The sequence below is a fragment of the Desulfatitalea tepidiphila genome, from assembly GCF_001293685.1.
Classification (GTDB): domain Bacteria; phylum Desulfobacterota; class Desulfobacteria; order Desulfobacterales; family Desulfosarcinaceae; genus Desulfatitalea; species Desulfatitalea tepidiphila.
In genome coordinates this window covers 739,114-764,271 of sequence record NZ_BCAG01000003.1, presented here as the reverse complement: position 1 = coordinate 764,271, position 25,158 = coordinate 739,114, and the positions used below count along the sequence as shown (strand labels likewise).

Sequence of the window (25,158 nt, the reverse complement as noted above, 5' to 3'; positions counted from 1 at the left end):
CCACCTGTCTGCGCCCCCTGCTCTAAATTTTGCCGATCAAGTTGATGAACAGCCCCTGATGCCGGTAATCCATCTGGGTCAGGTCATCTGAAAAATCGCTGAAGTTGTAACCGACCCCCACCTTGACATGCGCACCGATGTGTCGGTAGAGCCCGACCAGCGCACCGCTGCGGCTGTCCTCGGCGTCGGGCAGATCGAGCCGGCGGACCTCGAACAGCGCATCCCAGCGATGGAGGAAATGCCAGTCGGCCCGGAGCACATAGAGGTGGGCGCGGCTTTGGAAGTATTCCGGGTCCTCCCGGTCCTGAGCGACCTCGCCGTGGCGATAGGCGTACTTTCCGCCCAGGGTCCACCGTGGCGTCAGATCGTACATCACGTCCAGGGACCCGATATGGCTGCGCTGGATCACGCTGGAACCGCTGCCGGTCGTCTGATCGACCGACGGCAAATTGTAGAAGTAGGTGTATTTGAACAGGGCATTGAGCCGATCGTTGTGAACCGGCCGATAGGCGTAGCCGATCACCGCCTCGGTATAATCGCCGCTGTAATCGTCTCCCAGCGAGCTTTCGCTGATCGAATGATTGAATTTGCCGAGGACTCTCCAACTGGGCGACATCTGGTATTTGAAGCTGTTTTTAAACAGCCATGTGGTGCGCTTGGCGAAGCTGGTATCCGGCTGCTCGCTGTTGTCCACCCGGTACTCCAGGGCGCTCGCGATGCTCAGGCGTTCGATGCCGTAGCCGATCCGGACGCCCGCGGCAGTGCGCTCGATCTCGGCGGCGGTCACGGGGTCCTTGAGCGTTCCATAGTCGACATTGGCGCCAAAATTCAGATGATCCACGGGCGCCAGGTCCACGCCGGCGGAATGCATCAATCCCGTGGGCACGTCGCCGTAGGCGTACCGTTCCTCTACGAAGATGCTGGCGCTGTCCGAATAGCGGGTGCGGAATCCGGAAGCCAGGTTCCCCTTCCTGGCCCGCAGGCCGTTATCGCTGCGCTCGTTTTCAAGGGTGTAATTGACGTAGAGGGTGGTTCGATCCGAATAAAGATACTCGCTTCCCAGGGTGGCCGCCGGGCCCAGGTCGCCGTCGGAAAGTTCGCCGACGAGATTGAAGCGGTCGGTGAGGCGCCAGGTGCCGCCCGCCCCGATGCGCCCGTTCTCATCCCGGTTGCCGCTGTTCCTCAGCGTCTCCTGTACGAATCCGTATGCTGACCAGCGCGCGTGGGAATCATAGCCCAACCGCACCACCCCGTCGGTCCGATCGCCCTCCTCCTGGGTTTGGGGAACCACGGCGGAACGATCCTCCCGGCTGTCCGTGCGGACTCCGGAACTTAGCGTCCAATGGCTGGTCAGGCGGTAGTCGAGGTCAACCTCGCCGGCCTCGGTCTCGAGGCCTTCGGGTTGCACCTGCTTGTCCATTTTCATACGGGCCGACATGCGGTCCGTGAGCGGCAGATCCGCCGTGCCGCCATATTGGGTCACATCGCGGCTGGTGGATAGGCCCGGCGCCGCGTAGCCGGCTTCGAGATCCTGCAGGTAAAGGGTGATCTTGCCCCGCCCTTTTTCGAAGAGATCGCCGAAACCGAGACTGGCATCGATGCGGTAGGCCGAGGCCGTCGTGCCGCTCTCCTGCCCGGCGTCGTCCGCCGTGAACTCGTATCCGCCGTCCAGGGAGGTGGATTCGGTGACGCCGGCGCCCTTGGTCCGGCCGACCGCCATGCGGATCCAGGAGGCGGCGGACTTGCGCAGAGTCAGGTCCGCGCCGCCGATGTCGGTCTCGACGTCGGCGGCCTCATCCCGGCTGGCGGTCACGCCGACCTTCACGTGGTCGTTGAGCCAGTAGTGTGCCCGGCCGCCGAAGGCGACGGTGTCGGGATCGTCGAAACCGGGGGTGAACTCGTAGCGCACCACCAGGAAGAGCGGATGGCCGCTGATGCCATCGGTGTTGACCAGCAGATTGTCGTCCGCGGTCGAGGCCAGGGGAACGGACAACAGGATGCGGCCCTGCAGGTAATCGATGTCGTAATCGAGCACCGCGGTGAGGGTTTTGCTTCCTAAAACGATGCCCGAATCCTTGTCGCGCACCTCGATGCGCACGCGCTCGGAGCCTTCCAGGATATCCTGGCGCCGCAGGAAGAAGAGCGAACCGCCGGTGCCCCGGAACTCATCGCGCCCGGCGACCGTTCCCGGGTCCGCGGCAAACCCGTCCACCAGCAGCCGCGGCTCGCCGAACGAGGTGGCATTCCGGGGCTGGAGGTGCAGGTTGGCGCCGTACAGCCCCCGGTCCACGTGGGCCAGGTCGTTGTCGGCATAGCCGACCTTGAAGTTGCCCCACAGGCCGTAGGTGTCGTCCTTTTGCGCCTTCACATAGAACTTGCCCGAGGTCGGCGCATCTTCCACCACGGTGCTGTCGTCGCCGAAGGTCGGGTAGTGATAGTCCGGATCCATGCGCCGGAACAGGGCATCGGGCGACTTGTCCATGAAGTTGGAGAAAATTTCGTCGACCGGGCCTTCGCGGGTATCGGCGCTGGCCGTCAGGGACCACCCATTGTCGAACCGGCCGTTGGTGTAAAACGCCAGACGGCCCTGAAGACTCATGTCTTCGCTGTACTGCGGCTTGTCGGGCGCCAGCAGGTCGGCCGGCCCGTTGGTCTTGTTGCCGGAGACGGTCAGATCGGCGATGCCCACAGTGAACCAGTCGCTGGTCTTCAAGGCCAGATCGCGCAGGAACAGCTCGCCGTTGCCCTGCCGGTCGAGAACGGCCACCTCGACGGTGTGAAAACCGTCGGGGAGGATCTCTTCGGCCACGAATCGGCCCTGGGCGTCGACGGGCACCGGGTAACCGGCCATCCATACCCCGTAACCTTCCGGTATGGCCGTGCCGTGCGCCTGCACCGTGCCGCCGCTGAGCACGATGTTCTGCACGGCGATGCGGCTTTCCCCGTATCCGGCGAGCAGCTCCCGGTCGGCATCTTCCCGGGCCGCGGCCGGATCGAGGCGGTCGGCCACCCACAGCGGCTGGGGAGCGGTTTCGTCGAAACGGCCCTGGCGGTCATACACCCGCACCAGGTACTGCAATTTGCGCAACGGCCCGGCAAAGTCCTCGAACCCGGCCTGCCACTGGGCCATGCCGTCGCCATTCATGGCAATGACGGCCAGGGGCAGATCGCGGGTCGACTGGGCGTCGTTGAAAATGCGCACCTCGGCCCGCTCGATAAAGCTGCGGTAGTTGGCATAGAGCCTGAACCGCACCAGGTCGTCGGCCCCATCGGTTTCGATCCGGTCCTGATAGCAGATCGTGCGCGGCCAGGCGGTGACATTCAAGCGCGGCTCCCGCTTCAGGCTGTCGTGTTTGAACTGGATACGGGCATTGTCCAGGGCCACGTCGGTGCAGCGCTGCACATCGGCCGTGCATTTTCCGGGATCGTCCAACGGCCTGCCGTCCACCGTGATCCGCATGAGATTCAGGGCGAACGGGTCGGCCGGCGTCACTTCGCGGGTGATCGGCGTCACTTCCACCCCTTCATATTCGTCGAGGACCAACGGTTCGTCATACACCACCTGGATCTGCACGCGGGAGGTCTCGGAAGCGGTGAATCCCGCGTTGACCACGTCGTCGGCGTGCACAAATCCCCGCCCGTCGAATTCGGCCTGCTCCGGGGCGAGTTTCATCTGCGCACAGACCGCCTCCATGGTCCGGCGGGCCCGCGCCATGGAAAGTCCGATGTCGTCGCCGTACACCATGGCCGTGCGCCGCTCCAAACGCTGATTGCCTGTGTAGCCGACAAAGCGGAGGCGCACATGGGCCTTGTCGCCGACTTCGTCCATGGCGCGGCGCATTTGTTCGACCGCTTCGGCGGTAACCACCGGCTCACCGTTTTCAAAGAGGATCGGGGCGAAGTCGCCGGAAAGGGCCTGGTGCACGCGGGTGACCGTCTCCACGCCGGCGGCGTCCGGACAGAGTTGGGGTTCGTCCGGCAGGTCCTGCAGCGGATCGTCGTACCAGACCTCCACCTCCACGCGCCGGTTCAAGGCCCGGCCCCGGGGCGTATCGTTGGCCGCCATAGGACGGGACGCACCCCGCCCCTCGCTCTCCACGGCCCCATCGGGCATCCCCATCTGCTCCTGCACGGCCTGGGCGATGCGCCGTGCCACGGCCTTGGAAAGGCCCGTATGATCGCCGTAGATGCGCTGGTCCCGTTCTGCCAGGGGTGCATTGTCCGTGTATGCGATGAACTTGACGACGAGCCCGGATTTACCGCCCAGGTTGCGAATGGCCTGGTCAACCTGGCCCAGGAAAAGCGCCGGCACCTCGGACATGCCCTGGTCGTAATGGAGCGGCGCAATGAGATTCTGGACGCGCGCGCGATGGGCGTGTCCCTCCTTGTAGCGCAGCTTGCAGACCGTCTCGGTTCGGCACACTTTTATACGATGCACCTCGCGCGGGACCACCACCTCTTCTTCGACCACTGTTTCGCTCAGTTCGTCGTACCACACCTGCACCTCCACCCGCCGGTTGAGCCGACGCCCCGCTTCGGTTCCGTTGTCGGCCACCGGCTGGATGTCACCCAAACCTTCGTACGAGATGGCTTCGGGCGGCAATCCCAGAGCCCGCTGGCAATACTCGGCCACGGTACCGGCGCGCTCGCGGGACAATCCCATATTATCGCCGTAGCGGGCCTGCAGCTCGTCGCTGAGCGGCAGCGTGTCGGCATGACCGATGAAATGTAGCCGGACGTTGGCGCGGTCCCGCATGCGCTCGAGCACGCGGCGCAGCAGGTCGAGATAGTCATCGGGAATGTCGACCTCGCCCAGGCCGAAATGGATGGGGGGCACCAGGTGATCGAGCTTGACCGTGTGGGCTTGTTGTGCGACGGCCGCGCGCACCTCGGTGCGATCGCCCGCCGCTTCTTCGAATATGGCCGGATCGTGGACCCAGGGCGTGAAGGACGCGTCGGCCGGCAGATGCATCTCGGCCGAGGCGCCGGCGGCGTATGCCTTGTCGGCCCCCGTCTCTGCGCCGGAAGCCGTCGCCGCCACGACCCACCAGCAGAGCAGGGCCGCGCCGCTTCTGATCATCCATCGCATCGACTTCAATCGGATCAATCTCATACCTTCTTCCATCTCTTCACAATCACCGGCCGGTGTACGGTCCACCACGGCGCCAGAACACCTCGGTTTCCACCGCCAGGCGGTACCCACCGTCCACCTCTTCCCAGCGGCGGACGATCCGCTTCTTCAGGGCGTCGAGCCGCTCGCGCACCAGGGCTTCTTCTTCGATGTCGGCCAGGTACGAAAGCCGCAGCAGGGACGGAGACCTGCCCAGTTCTGCCACCAATTCTTCGATGCGCGGGACCCACTGCAGGCGCAATTCGCTGGTGTGGGTCTCAAACGCGCCGTCGGCCATATCCATGCGCACCACGCGATGGATGGTTGCCCCGAAATGGAAACGGAGCATCTTGCCGCGGGTGGCACGCTGGACGCGCGGATTTTCGCTGGTCAGGCGATAACCGGTGGGCAAGGACCGCTCGTCCAGCTTGAGGATGAAGTTGCTGCCACGGTCTTCATCGGGAACTGCCGCACAGGTGATATGGAAACGGCCGTGTTCATCGCTGGTGGCGATGAGCCCGCGCGCCGTCACGACCCGAACGCCAGGCAGGCCGGATTCGCCCTCGTCCGGGTAGCCGTTGAGGTTGCGGTCGTCGAACACCTTGCCGATCACATCGGTGCAATCGAAATCGGGATCGGGGATGACGCGAACGGTGGCCGTGGCTTCACCGGAAATGGTGGCCCCCATGGCGGTATTGATCACCCAGGCCCGGTTGACATACTCGCCCTCGGAAACGCCCGAGCCGACCACCAGCAGCAGTTTTATGGTGACGACCTGGTTTACCGTCAGGTCGAGATCGTCCCAGGTCAGCTGCAGGCCGTTGATTTGCGGTTCGACGGCCGCACCGTCCAGGTGGGCGCTGCCGGCCACGTACTTGAAACCGGCCGGGAAACGGTCCACGATGGCCGAGTCGTACAGCGGCACGCCGAAGACATTGGTCACCGTGATGGTATAGGGCACCATGGATCCCCGGGTCACGTTGATCAGAGAAGCGGTCTTGGTAATGGCCACGGCGCTGTCCGTTTCCGGATCCAGGGGAATGGGGTTGTAAAAAATTTGGTTGATAGGGGGAGCGCCTCCTTCCATCGACAGATGGAGGTAATATGCGGTGCCCGGATCGCCGGGGGCCACCGAGGCCGGCGGTATGGCCGCATGGGGTGTGGCCTGGCAATTGGGGATGCCGGTCAAGGCATCGTCCGGGCAACTATTCACATCATAGGCCGCTGTGCCGGCGTCGGTGGTGGGCGGTATGATGGCCGAAGGCGGGGCCACGTATCCGCTGGTCGGCGGCGTCACCTCGATCAGGTAATCACCAACCCCCGGGCAGGCGGCATTCAAGTCGAACTTGTAAAAGCCGTTGGCCGTGGTCACCTGGCCCTGCTGGGCCGGATCATCGAAGCAGGCATCGGAAACAGCTGTGCCGGAGCTTGCATCGACCAGGGTCAGGCGGGCCCTGGCAACGGGGGTGCGCGCCATGGCGTCGTAGACTGCACCGTTGGGCCACAGGGGCAGATTCAGGTCCAGGATATTGCTGCCCGAGGCCACTGTGATGGCGGTGATGCGCTGGTGCCCATCGGTGAAGGGCGAGTCGGTGGTGCCCATGGATGCCGTGTCGGCACCGGCGCCGGGGGCCAGAAAGCGCAGCTCATAGATGTCGCCGGTGACGTTGTTGGGCACCAGGCCGTTGAGCATATAGGCGCCGCCGGCATCGGTCAGGGCCGAGGCGGCCAGGCTGCCGTTGCGGTACAATTCGACGCGCCAGCCTTCCATGGGGGTTTCGGTGGCCGTGTCCGGGTTGCGGTCGAAATTCATATCATGCCAGACCGCGCCGTTGAGGGTGGCGCTGCCGGCGGTGCCGCCCACATCGATGGACACGCTGGCTGAATCGGTCTGGGTACCGCCGTTCCATGCCACCTCGCCGGTATTGGAAATGGTAGTACCGGCGGTCAGTCCGGTATCGATCTGGACCCGGAAGCGGACCACGGCCGTATCCCCGGACGCCAGATCCCCGTAGGTGGCGGCGTAGTCAGCCTCGAGCACGCCGCCGGCATAGCTCACCCCGTTGATAGCGCCGTCCAGGGTGCCCGAGCCGGTGACGTAGGCGATCTGGGTGTCCAATGGGGGCGTGGTCAATGCGTCGGTGATCACCACATCGGTGGCGGCCAGGCTGCCCGCGTTGGTCACCCGAAGCACATATTCCAGCTCGGCGCCGGGCAGGGCCGCACCGCCGCCCACCACGGCGACCTCCTTGGTAATGGTGAGCAATTGGGCATCGCCCACCACCACCAGGGTGGGCTGGTCCCCGTTGGCGGGAACCCCGTCGGCATCGGTGGGTTCGTCGGCCAGTTCGTTGGAGGTGACGGTGCCCTGGTTGCTGATCACCGTGCCCGTGGGCGTCCCCGGGTCCACGGTAACCTGGAAGGTCACCGTGGCGCTCTGGCCGGCGGAGATGATCCCGGCACCCGGGTTGTCACTGGAGTGCACGGAGAGGCCGGGGGGCAAGAGAGGCATTGCAGCGCCGGTGACGGTGGTGCCGTTTAACTGCAGGGAGTCGGCCACATAGGTGGTGTTGGCCGGCACCGTATCGGAGAGGACCACGCCGGTGGCGTCAATAGCCCCCGTGTTGCTGATGGCGATGGTGTAGGATAGGGTATCCCCTGGATCCACAATGCCGGCTGTCCCGCCGTCAACGGCAATGGCCACGGTCTTGTGGGCGTAAAGCAGGGGCAGGCTGCCCACGACGTCGAGGGTGGGATCGTCGGGGACTGTGGTGTCCGGATCATCCGAGGGCTGCTCGGGCAGGGTTGCGCCGCCGTCGCCCTCGCCGCCCGCAAAGCCCTGGTTGGAGATCACCAGGCCGTCCATGGCCGCCGGGTCCACCAGCACGTCGAAGGTCACCGTGGCCACGTTGCCGGCCGACGCATCGCTGTCGGCCCGCATGTAGCCCGGGGTGGTGTTCTCCTGGGCATGGATCGGCATGCCGCTTTCCAGGGGGTTGACCCCGGCGGCCGAGTCGGCCACGGTCGTGCCGTTGAGGGTGGTAGAGTTGGTCACATAGGTGGTGCTGGCCGGGATGCTGTCCCGCAGATTGGCGTTGACCGCATCTTCATTGCCGATGTTTTTGACGGTGATGGTATAGCGCAGCCTCTCCCCGGCCAGGAGCACGGCGGGGTCCCCGTCCAGGACAGCGGAGGTCTTGAGCACCTGGAACTCGGGGGCCGAGGTGATCAGGGTCTGGGTGGGATCGACGGTCCCGCCAAGATTAGGATCGTCGCTGAGCATCGGCGTGGGGTCGATGGCCGTCAATTGGGCCTGGTTATGGACCACGGTGCCGTTGGCAATCACCGGGGCCAGGGTGACCTCGAAGGTGATGGCCAGCGTGTCGTCGCCACTGCCGGCCGCCCCGAGGTTCAGGTTGCCCACACTCACCAGGCCGGTGCCGTTGGTGCCGCCGTTGGCGTCGGTGGCCGAGGTGCCGGCACCGGGGGGTACCGAAACCAGGGTGAGGGTGCCGGCGGCAAAGATCGGCGTGGCATGAAGCGCATCCAATTCGTCGGTGATGGTGAAATTCGAAAGGCCCGCCGGTCCGGCGTTGGTCACCGTCAGGGTGTACCTCAGGGTGTCGCCGGGGGACGCATCGCTGCCCGGATCCTGGGTCGTGGTGGCATTGATGACGGTTTTCTCAAAGTTCAGCACCGGAGCTTCGGTGGTGACGCTGTGGTCGTCCTGGTTGTCGGCGGTGCCTGGGGTGCCGTCGGTGAGGGGGCCCGTATAGGTGTGGGGCGTTCCGGCCCCGTCGGGGTCGGCGCTGTACCACCGGGTGACCCCGGCGATGTTGGTCAGGGTGACGCCGTTGGCCGTATCAGCGTCCAGTTCCAGGTCGTAAGTGATGACCAGGTGATGGTCGGCGGGCACGCCGGCTGCCGGGGACAGCAGGTCGAGCTGCCATTGACACGAGGGGTCGCCATCAAAGGCAACGGTGTAGTCGGTACCTTCCGTCAAGACCGGGGAGGCCGGCGTGCCGTCATCCTGAAAGATCTGGGCCGTAATGTTGGCGGGGCCCGCCGCACACATGCCGCCGTCGGCCGTGTTGGGAATCTGGTCGACCACGGTGGGATTCCACAGGGTACCGGAACCGGTGTTGTGCAGATCGATGGTATAGGCGCCCGGGGTGGCCAATTGCATGGTGGCCGGACCGGTCTTCGCCATCACCACGCTGTCGGCCCCCACAATGGTCATCGGATCCGTGGTGTCATCGCCGCCGGGCGTCCGGGTGGCGGCATCGTCGTTGACCTGGTTGTAGGTATAGTCGGCGGTGTTGGTGAAGGTCAGGCCGGGAATATTGGTCGCCGTATCTGCCACCAGGACGGTGATCTCGACAACGATCTGCTCGCCGGCCGGAATATCAATGCCCACCGTCGTGTCTTCGATGACCAGGTTGGTGACCGTGCCGGTGTTCACCGGGGTCCAGGGCTGGGAACCGGAGATCCTGGCAACGCTGACGAAGGACAGGTCGGCCGCCGAGGCATCCAGGTCGTCGAGGATGCGCACATCATGTAAAGCCGTGGCCATGGGTGTGCCCGGTACGGTAAGGCGGTAGACGAACAGCTCACCCACGGCCACGGTAGTCTGGGCGGGGTTCTCTTTGGTCAGGGGATCGGCGGCATCGGTGGTGAAAGTGACTCCGGCCACAGCTGTTGGTCCGTAAAGCTGAGGCTCTCCGTGCACACCGGCATAGGTGGGAATGGCATCGTCTTCCAGGGACCAGTAGTGTTGAACCTGGGCCTGGTTGGTCAGGGTCATGCCGGCGGCCAGGCCCGCATCGGTGGTGATGGTGTAGACGATGCGCAAGGTGTCGCCGGCCGGGATGGTATAGGCGTCGGGCGTGCCCGTATCCAGCTCCCAGGTGGCCTGACCGGTGGCCGCATCAAAGGCGGGGGCCAGAACCGGCAGGCTGGTGCCCGACACCAGCTCCGTGCTGACCATGGTGATACCGGCGTCACGCATGCCCACCGGGATGATGTCGGTAAGCCGGGCGTCGTAGGCCGGGGCCCCGCCGGTGTTGGCGATGTCGATGGTGTAAGTGACCGGCTCGTTGGCATCCAGCACCGTGTCCCCGCCGGAGGCAACCGCAGACTTGGCCACCGCCAGTATGGGTTGAACCAGGGTCAGGTCGGTGCTGGCCGTCAACGTGGCGGCCGGACCGGCGGCCGTGGCATAGTCCATGGCCGCGGTATTGGTCAGGGTGGTGGTGTCCACATGGGGGATGCCGGCATCCGGCAGGATGCGGGCCAGGTAGAGGATTTCCAGGGTATCGGTGGTGGGATCGCCGAAGGGATCGTTGTTCACATCGCCGATCATCCAGCTCAAGGTGCCGGTGGCACCGACTGCGGGCACGCCGGCGCTGGTGATGGGTGCATAACTGAAGTTGGAGCCTGCACCGCTGGCCGGTGGGGTATAGTTAACGGTGGGATCGCCGTTGATGCTGATGGTGCCGACAAATGCCATGCCCCCGGGCAACTGGTCCCGGACCTCGATGGCCTGGGTCAGACCGCCGGTGAGGTTCAGGGCCAGGCGGTAGGTGACGAAATCCCCGATGCGGGCCACTGCGTCGGCTGTGGTGCTCCAAGGCACGGTGTCAAAGGTGTCGGCGGTGATGTTCTTGGCAATGCTGGTGGTATCCACCGTGGCCACCGTGGCCACCACCGGGCCGAAGCAGTAGTCGTTGGGATCGCTGGCGACGCCGCAGCCTTCGCCGGTGCGCTCCAGGCTGCTGGTGCCATCCAGGCTGGTCCAGTCCCCCGTGACGCTGTTGCTGATATCGCCGCCCATGGCCAGGACTACGGTCTGGTATGTGAGCACCAGGGATTGGCCTGTCGGAATGTCCAGGCTCTCGTCCGCATTGTCCCGACCCCAGACCAATGGTCCGGCGGGTTCATTGGCCGGATTTGGAATGAAACCCGCCACGGCCGTACCGGCGATAAGCGCCGTTGGGGTAAACCCATTGTAAAATGTCAGGTTGGCCGGCAGGGTGTCGACCACATTGACGTCATAGGCCGTGGCCGTGCCGGCGTTGGTAACGGACACCACATACTCGAGCACGTCCCCGCCGCCCGGGGGATTGCCGGGATTGGTGACGTTGCTTACCGTCTTGGTGGCCGTGAGCTGGGGCTCGGCCACTGTGACCGGATCGGTATCGTCGGCAGCGGTTTCGTCGGCCCCGGTTTCGCCGTGGGTAGAGGTGACCGTGGCACCATTTTGCAGGCTGTCGCCCATGTCGGTGTCCAGGTCGTTGTTGACCCGGGCATAATACTGGATGCGGATCAGGGGATCGATGGCGCCGGCGCTCGGGTCGTTTTCAGTCTGGGTGACGACCGTGCCGATATCCCACACCACGCTGCCGCTGCTCCCGTCGACCGGGAAGGCATTCAAGGCTGCTTCGGCCGGCGCCAGGCCATTGATGGCGGCGATCCCCTCGAAGGTGTAAGTGACATCGAAACCGGTGTTGTTCTCCAGAACGTAGCTCAGTCCGGCGGCATCGAGGCTGTCGGCGACCCGTACGTTTTGAGTGACGCCTTCGGGCAGACGAATGTCGAGCCGGAACGTTTTGTGCGCGCCAATCGTCGGCACCCCCGCCGGATCGAGGTCGCTCTTGGTCAAGGACACGGCCGGGACCGTCACCTGGGCGCCGGCGACGGTTTCGTAATCGTTGACCGCGTCGCCCGCATGGGGCAGTGCGCCGACGCGCATGCCGCTTTCCGTACCGTCGGCACCGATCAGGCCGCTGCTGTTGAGTGCTGTGGTCCGGCCGGGCAGGGACGTCCAATCGGCCTGGAGGGTGTTGTCCAGTACTTCCAGGGGCTCAACAACGTCGTCCACGCGGACGTCGAAGGTAAAGCCGATGGTGCCGCCCGGGTCGATGCCATTGGGGGCGTTCCAGCTGAAGATCGGCCGGTTGGCGCCCAGGGTGGTGATATCGACATGGTCCGGTGGTTGCGTCCCGCTCACATTGCCGATGTAAGTCAGGTTCCGTCCGTCCAGATCGTCGAGCACGCGCAGGTTGTAGGCCGTCGCCGTGCCGGTGTTGGTCGCCGTTACCGTCACGGTGAGCACGTCGGCGGCATCGGCGGCGGCCACGGCAAACGCCTTGGTCATCTCGATAAGCGGTTCGCGCACCACCACGTCGACCTGGCCGAAATCGATCGTCACGGCCGTTCCGTTTTCATCCAGGTAGCGGGCGAAGGCCTGGGTGGCCGGATCGCCGTTGGACATCACGTCCCCGTCGTTGACGGCGGCCGTATTCTCGGTACGGGCGATGAAGCCGATATCCAGGTCGTATCGTTCGCCCATCGTCCCGTTGGTGACCCGCTGGTCGCCGAATTGCCACTCGACGAAATCATCGCCGCAGGTGGGCGTAATGACGCCGCCCGGATCGAAACCCGCAGCGGCATAAGGCGGTGCATCGAGATTGACGGCCGGCGCTTCGACGCAACGCATGCCTTCGGGCAGCTCGTCCCGGATGACGAAGTTGCGCAGCAGGGCCACGGGCAGCGAGGTGGTGAGGCGATATTCGATCTCCTCACCGATGGACACGCCCTGAACGGCCGGTGCCGTTGCAAGGGGCGTGTTGGACAGGCTCGCGATCCTCTTGGGTTCGGTCTCTACTGGAATGATGCGCACCGCAGCCGAAGCTGCATCCGAGGTGTAGATGCGCGCGCCACCGATGTCGCCGTTGGGCCGCTGGGGGACGCTCTGGTTGCTGAAATCGTCGACAATACCGCCTTCGAGGCTGTCGTAGGCGGCGCCCGCCGTGTTGGTGAAAGTTTGCAGCGGCGCGGCGTCATCGTCAAAATCGACTCGGTAGTACAACTGCACCGACGCACCGGGATCGATGCGCTGCAGCGCCGTGCTATGAGTATATGAAAAAATGATCTGGGCCGGTGTGCCGTTGTCCACGACGTTGTCGCCGATGCTTCCCTCGCTGCCCGCACCCGCCTCGTCCGTGGCGCCGTCCCCGTCGTTGTTCAGACCGTCGGCGCCGAACGGCAGCACATAGGCCAGGTCCATGGCATCCAGTGTATCGGTGACCGTGACATCATAGGCCGGAGCGCGCGTCACGCCGTCGGCAGCCGCCGTGTTGGTCAGGGTGATGCGGTAGACGTAGTTGTCGTAAGCGTCGCCATCGTCGGCCAGGGGAACGAAATGGCTGCACGAAGGGCCGGCGCCGTATAAGGTCTCGTTGCACACCTCTTTGACCACCGTTATCTCCGGCTCGGTGACGGTGAGCGAAAAACGGCGCACCTCCACTCTTGGGTAGCCGATCGTGCCCGGCCCCAGGTCGTAGACCTCCTCCATGCCGGTACTGTCGTTGAAGAAGACGGCCTGGAAATAGGAATTGAGCGTGTTGGTGCTCAGGGCCGCATGCCGGTTGGGGGCCGCACTGACATTCTGAGGATCGTTCAACAGCCGCGAGCGCAGATCGACCCGGAACCACTGGTCGATGACATTGATGCGCTGGGACGGCACCACCGTATTGAAGGTCCAGTTCACGTAATCCGGTGCAACGGCTTCGTCGAGCGGGGAGAGGCCGGCCGGGTTGAGGGTGACCCCCTGAATGTCCGACGTGCTGGCCGCGTAAGGATCGGTCGAGGAGATATACCCCTGGCCATCGGGCAGTTGATCCACGACCTGGATATCCTGCACGGCGATGTAGGTGAACCCGGGGGTCTGGAACCCGAACCAGCCGCCGGTGTCGATGTGATAGGCGCACTCCTCGCCGATCTGCACCAGCAGGTCCGGGGAGCCGGGCGGCGGATTGTTCTCCGAACAGGTGCCCACCTGGGATTTGAGCAGGTTGAACCCGACCACGCGCGCGCGCACGCCGTCCACCGAGTAAGTGTTGGCCGAATCGGTGATGCCGTCGGCGCGGGCCGTGGAGGTCGGAAACCAGAGCGGTGTGCCGTCGTAGAGCGTGATCTCACCGGTCACGTCTGCGCGGAAAGTCAGGTCATCGGCCGCCAGCGCTCCCGGATCGCTGCTCTTGACCACCTCGAAAGTAAACCCCACGGTCTGCCCCGGCGCGATGCTCCCGCCGTTGGAACACTGGTATACCGCGGCCGTGGAGGGAATCGACGCCGGTAGCTGCCACTCCCGGTGCGCCGGCGGATTGGCCGTCAGGCTGCATCCGGCGGGCACGGTGACCACCTGCATGGTTTCCCCGAAGCTGACGTAGGCGTAGTAATCTTCAGCCTGGTGGCCGCCGTTGTTGGTCAAATTGACGGTGAGCGGCAGACGCTGGGCCGGATCGCCGGTCAGGATAAAAACCAGCTCGCTGCCGGCGATATTGATGTCCAGGTCTTCGGGATCGGTCTGGTGGGTCGTCACGATGGGATAATTGGGTGGATGCTGCGTGACACCGGGCTGGCAAAAGTTTTCGAAATCGACATACAACCGGTTCTCCACCTCGATGGCATTGGCCGGATCGGTGCCCGGCGGATCGCTGGCCGGGTCCTCGGTGCGCACATCGAGATTGGCCGTGCGATCGTACGATTCGGGCCGCACCAGAATCACGCCAAAATTGATCACCAGCCGGTCGCCGTGGCGCAGCAGGTCGAATTGATCGGCATGATCGGGATGGGTCGTACTGCTGTAAAGCCGGAACTCCGGCGCCGTGTTGGAAAGTGCCACGGCCGGATCGGTGGTCGTGAGCGGAACCGTGCCCCCCGCCGGATTGGTCCATTCGATCCGGTCGGTCAAACCCGGATAGGTGCCATATGCGCCATAAGCCGTGATATTCGGGGTGAACGTGGGGTCGACCACATATTCGGCGGGCAGCACATCGCGAAGGTGGATCCCTTTGATCGTGCCGCCGGTGAGATTTCGGATGGTGATGCGCACCCGCCCCCTTGCCCCTGCCGGCTGAGCGGCCGAAGCGATGCCGATGTACTGGGTGACGATGCTGAGATTGGTCCCGCCGGCGTCAGAAAAAGTACTCAAGGTGGCAGAAGCAGTGCCCGGCGATGCCCCCGCGGATGTGGCCAATATGCCACCGGCCGGTGTTTGGGATTGACAGCCCCATTGCACATCCGACACCGTGTTGGTGGTGGCGGCCCCACATGAACCGTTGGGCGTGCTGGGGACCTTGCCCACCAGGAAGATGTCGGCCGAATCCATCTCCGGTACATCGACCAGGTCAGGTGAGTCGGTGGCCGGTTCCCCGAAAGGATTGTCCACATCGAAGTTATCGACGCTGTTGCCGATCACCGGCACACATCCCGTACCGCCGGGATCCACGCCGTCGTTGGCCGCCACGGTGGCGGCCGTGGCTTCTGTCGGACAGACGTAGTTTATGTCGATGTTGGTTGTTCCCATCAGATCGTCGAAACGCAGATCCTGAAGGGCGGCAGAACCGTCGTTGGTCACCCGGACGCGCCAGATCAGGTCGTCGTTGACGTTGCCGTAGACGGCGCCGGAATACTCCCCGCTGTCCTGCCCGGCATCGACGTTGCGGCCCTGCTTGAAGACTTCTGGCTCGGGTTCGCGCAACGGCAAAAGGTTCAGACCGGTGCCGACCGTTGCCAGACCGGGGAAGCACGCTTCGTCTCCTTCTGTGTCATAGGTCAGATCGGCCTGTATCAAACGGGTGGCGCCGACCAACTGCTCCTGGATCGAGGGATCGTGGTGGGCCACCGCGAAGGTGACGGTGAGGCTGTTGATATCATGAATGCCGGGCGCATACGCGAGGCTGGCTAAGGCCGGAATCTCGGCGGATGTCCAAGTGAGAATCGAATTGTTGGGGCCGCTGACGGCCGGCGCGATACCGACCATCCAAGGCCCCCCGTTCACCTGGTACCTGACGGGCGTGGGGGCGGCGGGAGCGAAGGTGAGGCCGGAGCTGGCCAGGTTCTCCACCAATGTCATCTGGGTCATGTCCACCTCCTCGTATCCGTTGGAGATGATGACCGTGACATAACCGTAACCACACAGCTCGCAATAGCTGGTGCCGAGATCGTGGCGGATGATGGCCGGCGTTCCGGGCTTGAGATCACACGGCGCCGACCATGCCGATGGTGCCGTCAGAACGATGGCCAGGAGGCATAGAGCGGCCGTGGCGACATAGGCTGCGGCGCATATCGAGCTTGATTTCTTCAGCACCATGCCAGGTCACCTGCGGCGCATGAGTAGAAATATGCCGGAAGAAAAAATTCGTCCGTCATCGACCCTATGGTAATAGAGAAGAAATCTTCCATGACATCTCCCGATGCAAAACCACCGCGCAAAAAGGTGCATCGTGAAATGTCGCGCCTCTGCCCGGCAACCCTGCTTCCATATCCTTCGGCTTGAAGGACTTAGGCCAGTGGCTTTGCGTCCCACCCTTTCAAGTGGTTTGCCTTTTTCTCAGTGCAAGCAATAATGTCTGATAATGTCTTCTGATTGGGGTTCGCCTAAAAAGTACTAAAAATCATCTTCGGCTGGCCATGAAGCAATTTCGATGCCAGTCTATCAGAACCCTCTTGAGTAGAATTAGCCCGGGCGCAGAAAAGAAGCAAAACTGCGGGCACTTATCCACTTTTCAGCAGATTGGGATCAATGTGCTGCTTTCAACCTTTGGCAGTGGCGGTAAAGAGCAGCTGGAAGGTAGCAGATGTCTATTTTTCATGACACCTATCCAAATCCGTACACAAAATCGCACACACCAGGGGCAGGGCATGCCATCCCATCTGCCATGATGAAGGCCTGCGGCGCATGGTGGTTTTTCGTCCTTATTCAGTTCATTTTTATTTCAAACCAATAGGTTGAGAATATGCCAATTGGAAAGGAAACGGCCGCCTTGGCCTGTGACCGGATCGGTGAATGGTGCGATATAATAGATGGCGCTCATATTTTTTTGGATTGATGGAAAATCAACTTGACAGAAATCGGCAAGCGCCGTAGGTTTTCTGAAGGGAAACTTTTTCATATCGTTTTTTTATATAAAATTCAATTATATATTTCATTTTCAGATTTTACAGCTCAAATTTTTCATATTTGGAAACCCTGCGCTGAGATGTCTGTTCTCTTTTGGCGATCAGCGCTCCGGGACCTGGCGGAACAGGCCTGTATGTTTGAAGAAGCCGACATCGGAAAGAACATCAAATCCCTTCGGGTCGCCCGGAGTCTCACCCTGGAGGCTCTGGCGAAACGCACCGGTTACACCAAAGGATATCTATCCAAAGTCGAAAACTCGAAAAAATCACCTCCCGTTTCAACCTTGATCGTCATTGCCAAGGCACTTGGCGTCACCCTTCCCCAAATCTTCGGAGAAGATGTGACCACCGCCCGATGTGCGGTCGTTACCAAGGAAGAGCGGCACCTGATGGCCCGCAGCGGGGACGATTTCGGATACTCGTATGAGACGTTGGCCCATAAGTATCCGAACAAGAAAATGATGCCCTCCATTTTGACCCTTCCTGGGGGATCCAAAAGCAACAAGTTTTTTCAACATGAAGGCGAGGAGATGATGCTGGTATTCGAGGGTCGCATGCGTTTTTTCCATGGAGAAGAAGTTTACATCCTGAATCCCGGAGATTGCGTCTATTTCGATTCAGGCATCCCCCATCGCGGGGTCGCCGACGGAGATCAGGAGGTCAAATGCGTCATGGTGATCTATACGCCATGACGATACCCTAAACAGAATGAAAATCTCATATTTACCGACAACCTTGAGGCAATGACCACAGGCAAAGGAGAAGTCAGACCGATGGAAAACCAAACGCCCCAAAAAGCCATCATAACCGCAGCCGTCTCCGGCGCGATCCATACCCCGTGCATGTCACCCTATCTGCCACTCACGCCGACTCAACTCGTCGAAGACATCATGAGCGTTTACGAGGCCGGCGGCGCGGTAGCCCACCTGCATGTGCGCAAACCGGAAAACGGTCAACCCGTAGCGGATCAGGAAATCTTCCGGGAGGTGGCCGCGGAGGTCAAACGCCGTTGCGACATCATCCTGTGTTTCACCACCGGCGGCAGCCTCGGCGACTCGGTCGAAAATCGGGGCAGGGTCGTTTCCACCCTGAAACCGGAACTGGCCAGTCTCAATGCCGGTTCCATGAACTTCGCCCTGTTCCATGTGGTCCCCAAATTCGAAGGACAATGGAAGTACGAGTGGGAAAAGCCATACCTCGGCGGCACCGAAGACTTCATCTTTCCCAACACCTTTCTCACGATCCGCCAGTTCGCTGAACTGATGGGACGCAACGGCACCAAACCGGAGTTCGAGATTTATGACGTGGGCATGATCAACAACCTGGCCTATTTGATCGAGGCGGGCCACGTTCAGAAACCGGTCTACCTGCAGTTCGTGCTCGGCATCCTCGGCGGCATACCGGCCACTGTGGAGAATCTGGTGTTCCTGGTGCAGACCGCACGCCAGCAGATCGGGGATTTCCAATGGTCGGTCTGCGCGGCCGGCCGCGCCCAATTCGCCATGACCACCCACGCCCTGCTCATGGGCGGCCACGCCCGGGTGGGTCTGGAAGACAATCTCTACCTGTCCAGGGGAGTTCTGGCCAAAAGCAGCGGAGAGCAGGTGGCCAAACTCAAGCGGATCGCCGGTGAACTGGGCGTGGAAACCGCCACCCCGGCCGAAGCACGAAAAATTTTAGGGCTCAAAGGTCTGCAGCACGTCGGATTCTGATTCCCCGAAATCGGGACTACCCATATTTGAAAGGGAGGCAGCATGCAAAATCCAAAACCCCTGTGGCGACCCTCTGAAGTTTTTACCCGCAATTCGAACATGGTGCGTTTCATGAACGAGGCCAACCAGCGTTACAACCTGTCCCTTTCAGACTACCACCAGCTCTGGCAATGGTCGGTGGATCATATTCCCCAGTTCTGGGAACTCTTCTGGAAATTCGCCGGCATCATCGCCAGCAAACCTTACCATACGGTGGTCGACGATCCGCTCCGCATGCCCGGCGCCAAATGGTTTATCGGCGCAGAGCTCAACTTCGCCGAAAACCTGCTGCGCTACCGTGACGATCGTACTGCCCTGATCTTCCAGGGTGAAGGGCAGCCCTTGAAAACGCTCACCTACAAGGGCCTCTATGAAGAGGTCAGCCGCATGGCCCAGGCCCTGGCCGCGGCGGGCGTCACCCGGGGCGATCGGGTGGCCGGATTCATGCCCAACATGCCCCAGACGATCGTCGCCATGCTGGCCGCGGCGAGCCTGGGGGCCATCTGGTCCTCCTCTTCCCCGGATTTCGGTATCAAGGGTGTGCTGGACCGTTTCGGTCAGATCGAGCCCAAGGTGCTCGTCACCGCCGACGGTTACTTCTACAACGGCAAAGCCTTCGACAGCCTGGAGCGGGTGGGCGGCATCCTCAAGCAACTGCCCAAGGTGGAAAAGGTGGTGGTGGTCGGCTACACGCGCAACGCACCGGACCTTTCGACCGTGCCCAACGCGGTTTCATGGGAAGCATTTCTGGCTCCCTTTGCGCCGAAACCAGTCGATTTCGTGCAGGTACCGGCCGAACATCCTCTCTACATCATGTACAGCTCCGGGACGACCGGCAAGCCCAAGTGCATGGTCCAGAGCCACGGCGGCATCCTGCTCAACCAGCTCAAGGAGCACCTGCTGCACTGCGACCTTAGGCGCGACGACGTGCTGTTCTACTTCACCACCTGTGGCTGGATGATGTGGAACTGGCTGACCTGCGGCCTGGCCGGCGGCGCGACACTGGTCCTTTACGACGGGTCGCCCTTTCATCCCGGGCCGGAAGTGCTGTGGAAACTGGCCGAGCAGGTGGGCATGACCATCTTCGGCACCAGCGCCCGCTACATCACCGCCCTGGACGAAGCCGGCTTCGAACCCGGCAAACAGTACAACCTGGAGAAGCTGCGCATGATCTGCTCCACCGGCTCGCCCCTGTCCGTTTCAGGTTTTGAATATGCCTACCGGGCCATCAAAGCCGACATGCAGTTGGCCTCGATCAGCGGCGGCACCGACCTGAACGGATGTTTTGCCCTGGGCAATCCCATGCTGCCGGTTCATGCAGGTGAACTGCAGGGACCAGCCCTGGGCCTCGACGTTCATGCCTACAGCGACGCCGGGCAGCCGGTCTACGATCAAACCGGCGAACTGGTGTGCGCCAAAGCCTTTCCCAGCATGCCGGTTTACTTCTGGAACGACCCGGACGGCGAACGCTACCGCAATGCCTACTTCACCAAGTTTCCGGGCGTCTGGACCCACGGCGACTTCATCAGCGTCAACAGCCGCACCCGCGGCATCACGATCTACGGCCGCAGCGACGCCACGCTCAACCCCGGCGGGGTGCGCATCGGCACGGCCGATATCTACACCGCCCTGGAAAATGTGCCGGAAGTGGCCGACAGCGTGGTGGTCGGGCAGAAATGGCAGGACGACGTGCGGGTGGTCCTTTTCGTCACCCTGGCCAAGGGCGCGACCTTGGACGACAACCTGACCAAGAAGATCAAGCAGACCATCCGCGAAGCCTGCAGTCCGAGGCATGTGCCGGCCAAGGTGATCCAGGTGCAGGAAATCCCCTACACCATCAACATGAAAAAGGTTGAATTGGCCGTACGCAACGTCATCCATGGAGATCCGGTAACCAACAAAGATGCGTTGGCCAATCCCAATTGTCTGAAACAGTACGAAGACCGGGAAGAGTTGAACCATTAGCGCCGCCTTGCCCTGCGGGCCACAGTCACTGCGCCGGCGATCAATCCGTGTGGAACCGTCCTTGTCTGCATGGCGCCGGGAAAGAGCGTACCAGCGGGGAAACCATATGCGGGATCGCAGCATAACTTTAACACGGTGCCGATCCACGGCGATCTATCTTGACGTTCAAATAGGCTTGGCGTTCAAATAGGGTTGTCGGACCTGCACAAACCAAAGGAGGAGACATGCTAGGACAGATTGGAAGTTTTTTTGCTGAGCGGTTCAGACGATGGTTGCCGGACTCCTTCATCTTTGCCTTGATCCTCACCCTCATCGCGGCGGTCTGGGCATTGTTCGCCATGGATGTGGGACCGGTCAAGATCGCCCAGGCCTGGTACAAGGGATTCTGGAGCCTGCTGGCATTCGCCATGCAGATGGTGCTGATCCTGGTCACCGGCTACGCCATTGCCATCAGCCCTGTCGCCACCCGGTTCATCGACTGGCTGGCCGCCCGGATCAATACGCCGATCGCAGTGTATGCCACCGTCATTTTCGTCGGTCAGATCTTTTCCCTCATCTCCTGGGGATGGATCGTATTGACCGCCGTGCTGGCCCGTGAACTGGGCACCCGGGTCAAGGGAGTGGACTACCGTCTGACGGCCGCCGCGGTGTATGCCTCCTTTTTGCCCTGGCACGGCGGGCTTTCCGGTTCGATTCCGCTGACCATCAATACGCCTGAGAACTTCCTGATCAAGGCCGGTGTTCTCTCAGAGATCATACCCACGACCCTGACCCTGACCTGCCCGATGAACATCGTGATCAACCTGGCCCTGCTCGTCACGCTGCCCATCCTTTTCGTCATGATGCGCCCATCGGATGACAAGGTGCAGTCCTTCGACGATATGCGCTCGGGCGATGCTCCCGTAAAACAGATGACCGTCGAAGAGGAGGCCGCAAGCCTCTCCTTGCCGGACAAATGCCTCAGCGACATGCTCAACTCGTCATTGATCATCAACATGCTGGTGGTGCTGATGGGACTTTACATCATCGTCGACCACTTCGCTTCCAAGGGCTTTGACATCAACCTCAACATCATGAATTTCCTGTTCATCATCCTGGGCATGCTGGCCCACAAAACCCCCATACGATACGTGGTGGCCATGAAACGGGCCTGTTCCAACGTTTCCGGCATCATCCTGCAGTTTCCCTTTTACGCCGGCATCATGGGCATCATGATGCACACCGGTCTGGGGCAAGCGGTAGCCACCTCCCTGGCGGCGGCCACCTCGCCGGGCAGCTTTCCTTTCGTGGCCTTCATCACCGGCGGTTTTATCAATATCTTCGTACCTTCGGGAGGCGGCGAATGGGCCGTGGTGGGGCAGCCCATCGTCGAAGCGGCCAAGGCTGTGGCCGCCAATGCCGGCCTGGCCACCGATGCCACCCAGGCCTTGATCGCCAAGGCGTCCATGGCCGTCGGCTACGGCGACAGCTGGACCAACATGATCCAGCCGTTCTGGACCCTGACCTTCTTCCCGGTGGTGGCGGCCGGATGCACGCTCCAGGCCCGCGACATCATGGGGTACACTTTCGTGGCCATGCTCTGGTCGTTCGTCATCTTCGGCCTGGGCGTCACCTTCCTGCCCGTGTAATCTCGCCGAAACAAACAAACGGGAGGCACATCGCTGCCTCCCGTTTGTTCTTTATGCTTCAATTCTTTGGGGTCCATTCGGTGGATCGGAGCGGCGGTGAACGCATCAAGCTTTCGGCGGTTCCCGAAATCCCGACTTGATGTGAAGATCGCGCTGGGGAAACGGAATTTCGATGCCATTGGCCTTGAACGCATCCCAGACGGCGATGCGCACGTCGCTGCTGACATTGGAAACGCCGTTTTCCGGATCGCTGATCCATAGCCGCAGCTCCATATCGATGCTGCTATCGCCGAAATTCTTCAACTGGCACAGCGGCTTGGGATTCGAGAGCACCCTGGGGATGCCGGCAGCCGCCGCCACCATGAGACGCATCACCTGGTGAATATCGGAATTGTAGGAAACCCCCACCTCCACCTTGAGACGCACCAGCTTGTCGGAAAAGGACCAGTTGATCACCTGGGTCGTGATCAGATCTTCGTTGGGGATCAGGTATTCGGTATTGTCACGGGTCGCCACCGAAACGTAGCGCGCTCCCAGCGACTCGATGCGGCCATAGGTCGAGCCGACCTCGATGACGTCGCCGGGCTTGATCGAGCGGTCCAGGAGCAGAATGACGCCGCTCACGAGATTGGAGACCACTTTCTGCAATCCGAAGCCGACCCCCACGCCAATAGCGCCGCCGAAAAAGGCGAAGGCCGAAAGATTGATGCCCAGGCTGCTCAGGGTGACGATCACCGCGACGGCCAGAAGGGTAATTTTCAGGGCCTTGGACAACAGCACCTGGATCGAAGGGGTCAATCCTTCCATGTTCCGGATGCGCTTTTCCAGCAAGCTGGAGGCCCCCAGCGACAAGCGCAACAGGATGGTGAGGAAAATGACCGCCTTGATGATCAACAGGATCGAAATGCGCACGCCACCCAGGGTGACCGCCAGACTGTCGAGCAACCCGAGAAATGCATGCAGCAGATCGAGAATATGCAGGGCCGCGAGGGTCCAGGTAAACAGCGCGATATAGCGCCGCCATGCAGGCTCGCGCAATATGGAGGTCACCAGGCGGATGATGACCCAGGCCGAAAGAAGGCTCATGGCGGTGTTGACGATCCGGCTGCTCAATTCGAACCGCTGGAAAATGACCATGGCCAGGGCCAGCAGCATCACGGAGAGGGCGAACGCAAGCACCTGTTGCAAGGCGGCGAGAAAACGCCCGATGGTCGACGTTAGCCAGTTGCGCTGCTCGACCAACCGAGCCAAACGGGGCTTGAACGGTCGGGCGACCAGCCCTCCGAGGGCGATACAGAGAAGAATGACGACGAGTTCCAACAACGTTTCGACCACCCATACGTCGCGCAGGAACCACTGCTGCAACGCGGTGGCCGATGCTTTCCAATAATCGAGTTGCAGATATTTTTCGATATCCAATCGTCTACCTCATATGATCCATTCGTATCAATGGATGAACCCGGAATGTCTGCAAAGCAAGGCGTACGGTTGGGTATATCGACCCGGGACCGCATCGGTCAAGATTTTCCGTGGCCCTTTTAACTCCCTCATCCCACCAGAAGGGCTGACGGCGAACCATCCCCCCAGGACAAGGGGGTGCGGCTCACGCAATGATCGGACAGCAAGCCATATCTTGAAGGCATGCAAACATCGTTTGGCAGGGGCGTTCGATTTGAGCGCTTGACTTACGCCCCGAGATAGGATTTTAGAGGGCGACCACCCTTACGGATCAGAACCCCACAAACCAGGAGGAGACGATGAAACGGTTACGTTCATGGATAGGTGCAGGGTTGGCGCTGGCCTGCCTGTTGATGCCGATGTCGGGGCAGGCCTATGATCTACCCTCGGTGAACCTGGGCTTCACCAGCTTCATGGACGGCGGTCCGCCGGCCGGCCCGGGGCTGTATTTCACCCAGTACCTGCAATACTGGACCGCCGACGAATTCACCAACGATAACGGCGGCAATCTTTTTGGCGGCGGTGCCGGTGAGGACCTCGACGCCTGGATCAGCCTGACACAATTCATCTATCAATCGGATCAGACCATCCTGGCCGGCGGCAAGTGGGGCCTGGATGTCATCGTCCCGTATGTGTTTCTCGATGCGTCATATGATGTCGCCGGGCCATTTCCCGAAGACAACGGCGACGGTCTGGGGGACCTGCTCGTCGGCCCCTTTCTGCAGTGGGGCCCGATCATGGGCGCCAACGGCCCGCGCTTCATGCACCGCATCGAACTGCAGTGCATCCTGCCAACCGGAAAATACGACGACGACAAGGAACTGAACCCGGGCAGCAATTTCTTCTCCTTCAACCCCTACTGGGCCGGCACCCTGTTCATTACGCCCCAGTGGACCGTCTCCACCCGCATCCACTATCTCTGGAACGCCAAGAACGACGACCCCAACCGTGCCTATGGGGCTGCCGACGACACCCAGGCCGGACAGGCCGTGCATCTCAATTTCGCCACGGCCTATCAGGTCCTGCCCATGCTGCGCGTGGGGCTCAACGGCTACTTCCTCAAGCAGATCACCGACCTCAAGGTGGACGGCGACAGCGTGGACGATACCCGGGAGAAGGTACTGGCCATCGGTCCCGGCCTGTTGTGGCACATCAGCAAGGACGCCCACCTGTTCTTCAACGCCTATTTCGAAAGCAAGGCCGAAAACCGACCGGAAGGCGAGCGCTACAACCTCCGCTTCGTCTACCACTTTTAGTCCAATGCCGTTAACTTAGAGCA

The 25,158-nt window shown here is 61.8% G+C and carries 8 protein-coding genes and 1 riboswitch; of the genes, 5 read left to right on the top strand and 3 right to left on the bottom strand.

Annotated features, from left to right (window positions below):
• Positions 1-22 precede the first annotated feature (22 nt).
• Both DFT_RS07860 and DFT_RS07855 read right to left on the bottom strand, forming a co-directional pair.
• Positions 23-5,113 (bottom strand): OmpA family protein, encoded by a 5,091-nt coding sequence (locus DFT_RS07860; RefSeq protein ID WP_152971900.1) that lies wholly within the window; start codon positions 5,111-5,113, stop codon positions 23-25.
• 22 nt (positions 5,114-5,135) lie between these two features.
• Positions 5,136-16,268 carry a DUF11 domain-containing protein gene (locus DFT_RS07855; RefSeq protein WP_054030668.1) on the bottom strand — a complete coding sequence of 3,711 codons (11,133 nt, stop codon included), beginning with the start codon at positions 16,266-16,268 and terminating at the stop codon, positions 5,136-5,138.
• 152 nt (positions 16,269-16,420) lie between these two features.
• A riboswitch (cyclic di-GMP riboswitch) is annotated at positions 16,421-16,512 on the bottom strand.
• Between the two features lie 699 nt (positions 16,513-17,211).
• On the opposite strand from DFT_RS07855, the gene DFT_RS07850 reads away from it, so the two are divergent.
• From DFT_RS07850 to DFT_RS07835, 4 genes are all read left to right on the top strand, one after another.
• Entirely contained in the window at positions 17,212-17,769 is a 558-nt protein-coding gene (locus DFT_RS07850) for a helix-turn-helix domain-containing protein (RefSeq protein ID WP_054030667.1), read from the top strand.
• Positions 17,770-17,850: 81 nt separating this feature from the next.
• On the top strand, positions 17,851-18,789 hold the full coding sequence (locus DFT_RS07845) for a beta-keto acid cleavage family enzyme (protein WP_054030666.1): 939 nt from the start codon (positions 17,851-17,853) through the stop codon (positions 18,787-18,789).
• A gap of 42 nt (positions 18,790-18,831) precedes the next feature.
• Complete coding sequence (locus DFT_RS07840) at positions 18,832-20,793, top strand: acetoacetate--CoA ligase (protein ID WP_054030665.1); 1,962 nt, start codon at positions 18,832-18,834, stop codon at positions 20,791-20,793.
• 224 nt (positions 20,794-21,017) lie between these two features.
• Positions 21,018-22,421 carry a short-chain fatty acid transporter gene (locus DFT_RS07835; RefSeq protein WP_054030664.1) on the top strand — a complete coding sequence of 468 codons (1,404 nt, stop codon included), beginning with the start codon at positions 21,018-21,020 and terminating at the stop codon, positions 22,419-22,421.
• 105 nt (positions 22,422-22,526) lie between these two features.
• Here DFT_RS07835 and DFT_RS07830 read toward each other — a convergent pair whose 3' ends face one another.
• The gene (locus tag DFT_RS07830; protein ID WP_054030663.1) at positions 22,527-23,840 is read right to left on the bottom strand and encodes a mechanosensitive ion channel family protein; all 1,314 of its coding nucleotides are present in this window, start codon (positions 23,838-23,840) and stop codon (positions 22,527-22,529) included.
• A 338-nt stretch (positions 23,841-24,178) separates the two neighbouring features.
• Here DFT_RS07830 and DFT_RS07825 point away from each other — a divergent pair, with 338 nt between their 5' ends.
• Complete coding sequence (locus DFT_RS07825; protein WP_054030662.1) at positions 24,179-25,135, top strand: SphA family protein; 957 nt, start codon at positions 24,179-24,181, stop codon at positions 25,133-25,135.
• Positions 25,136-25,158: the final 23 nt, after the last annotated feature.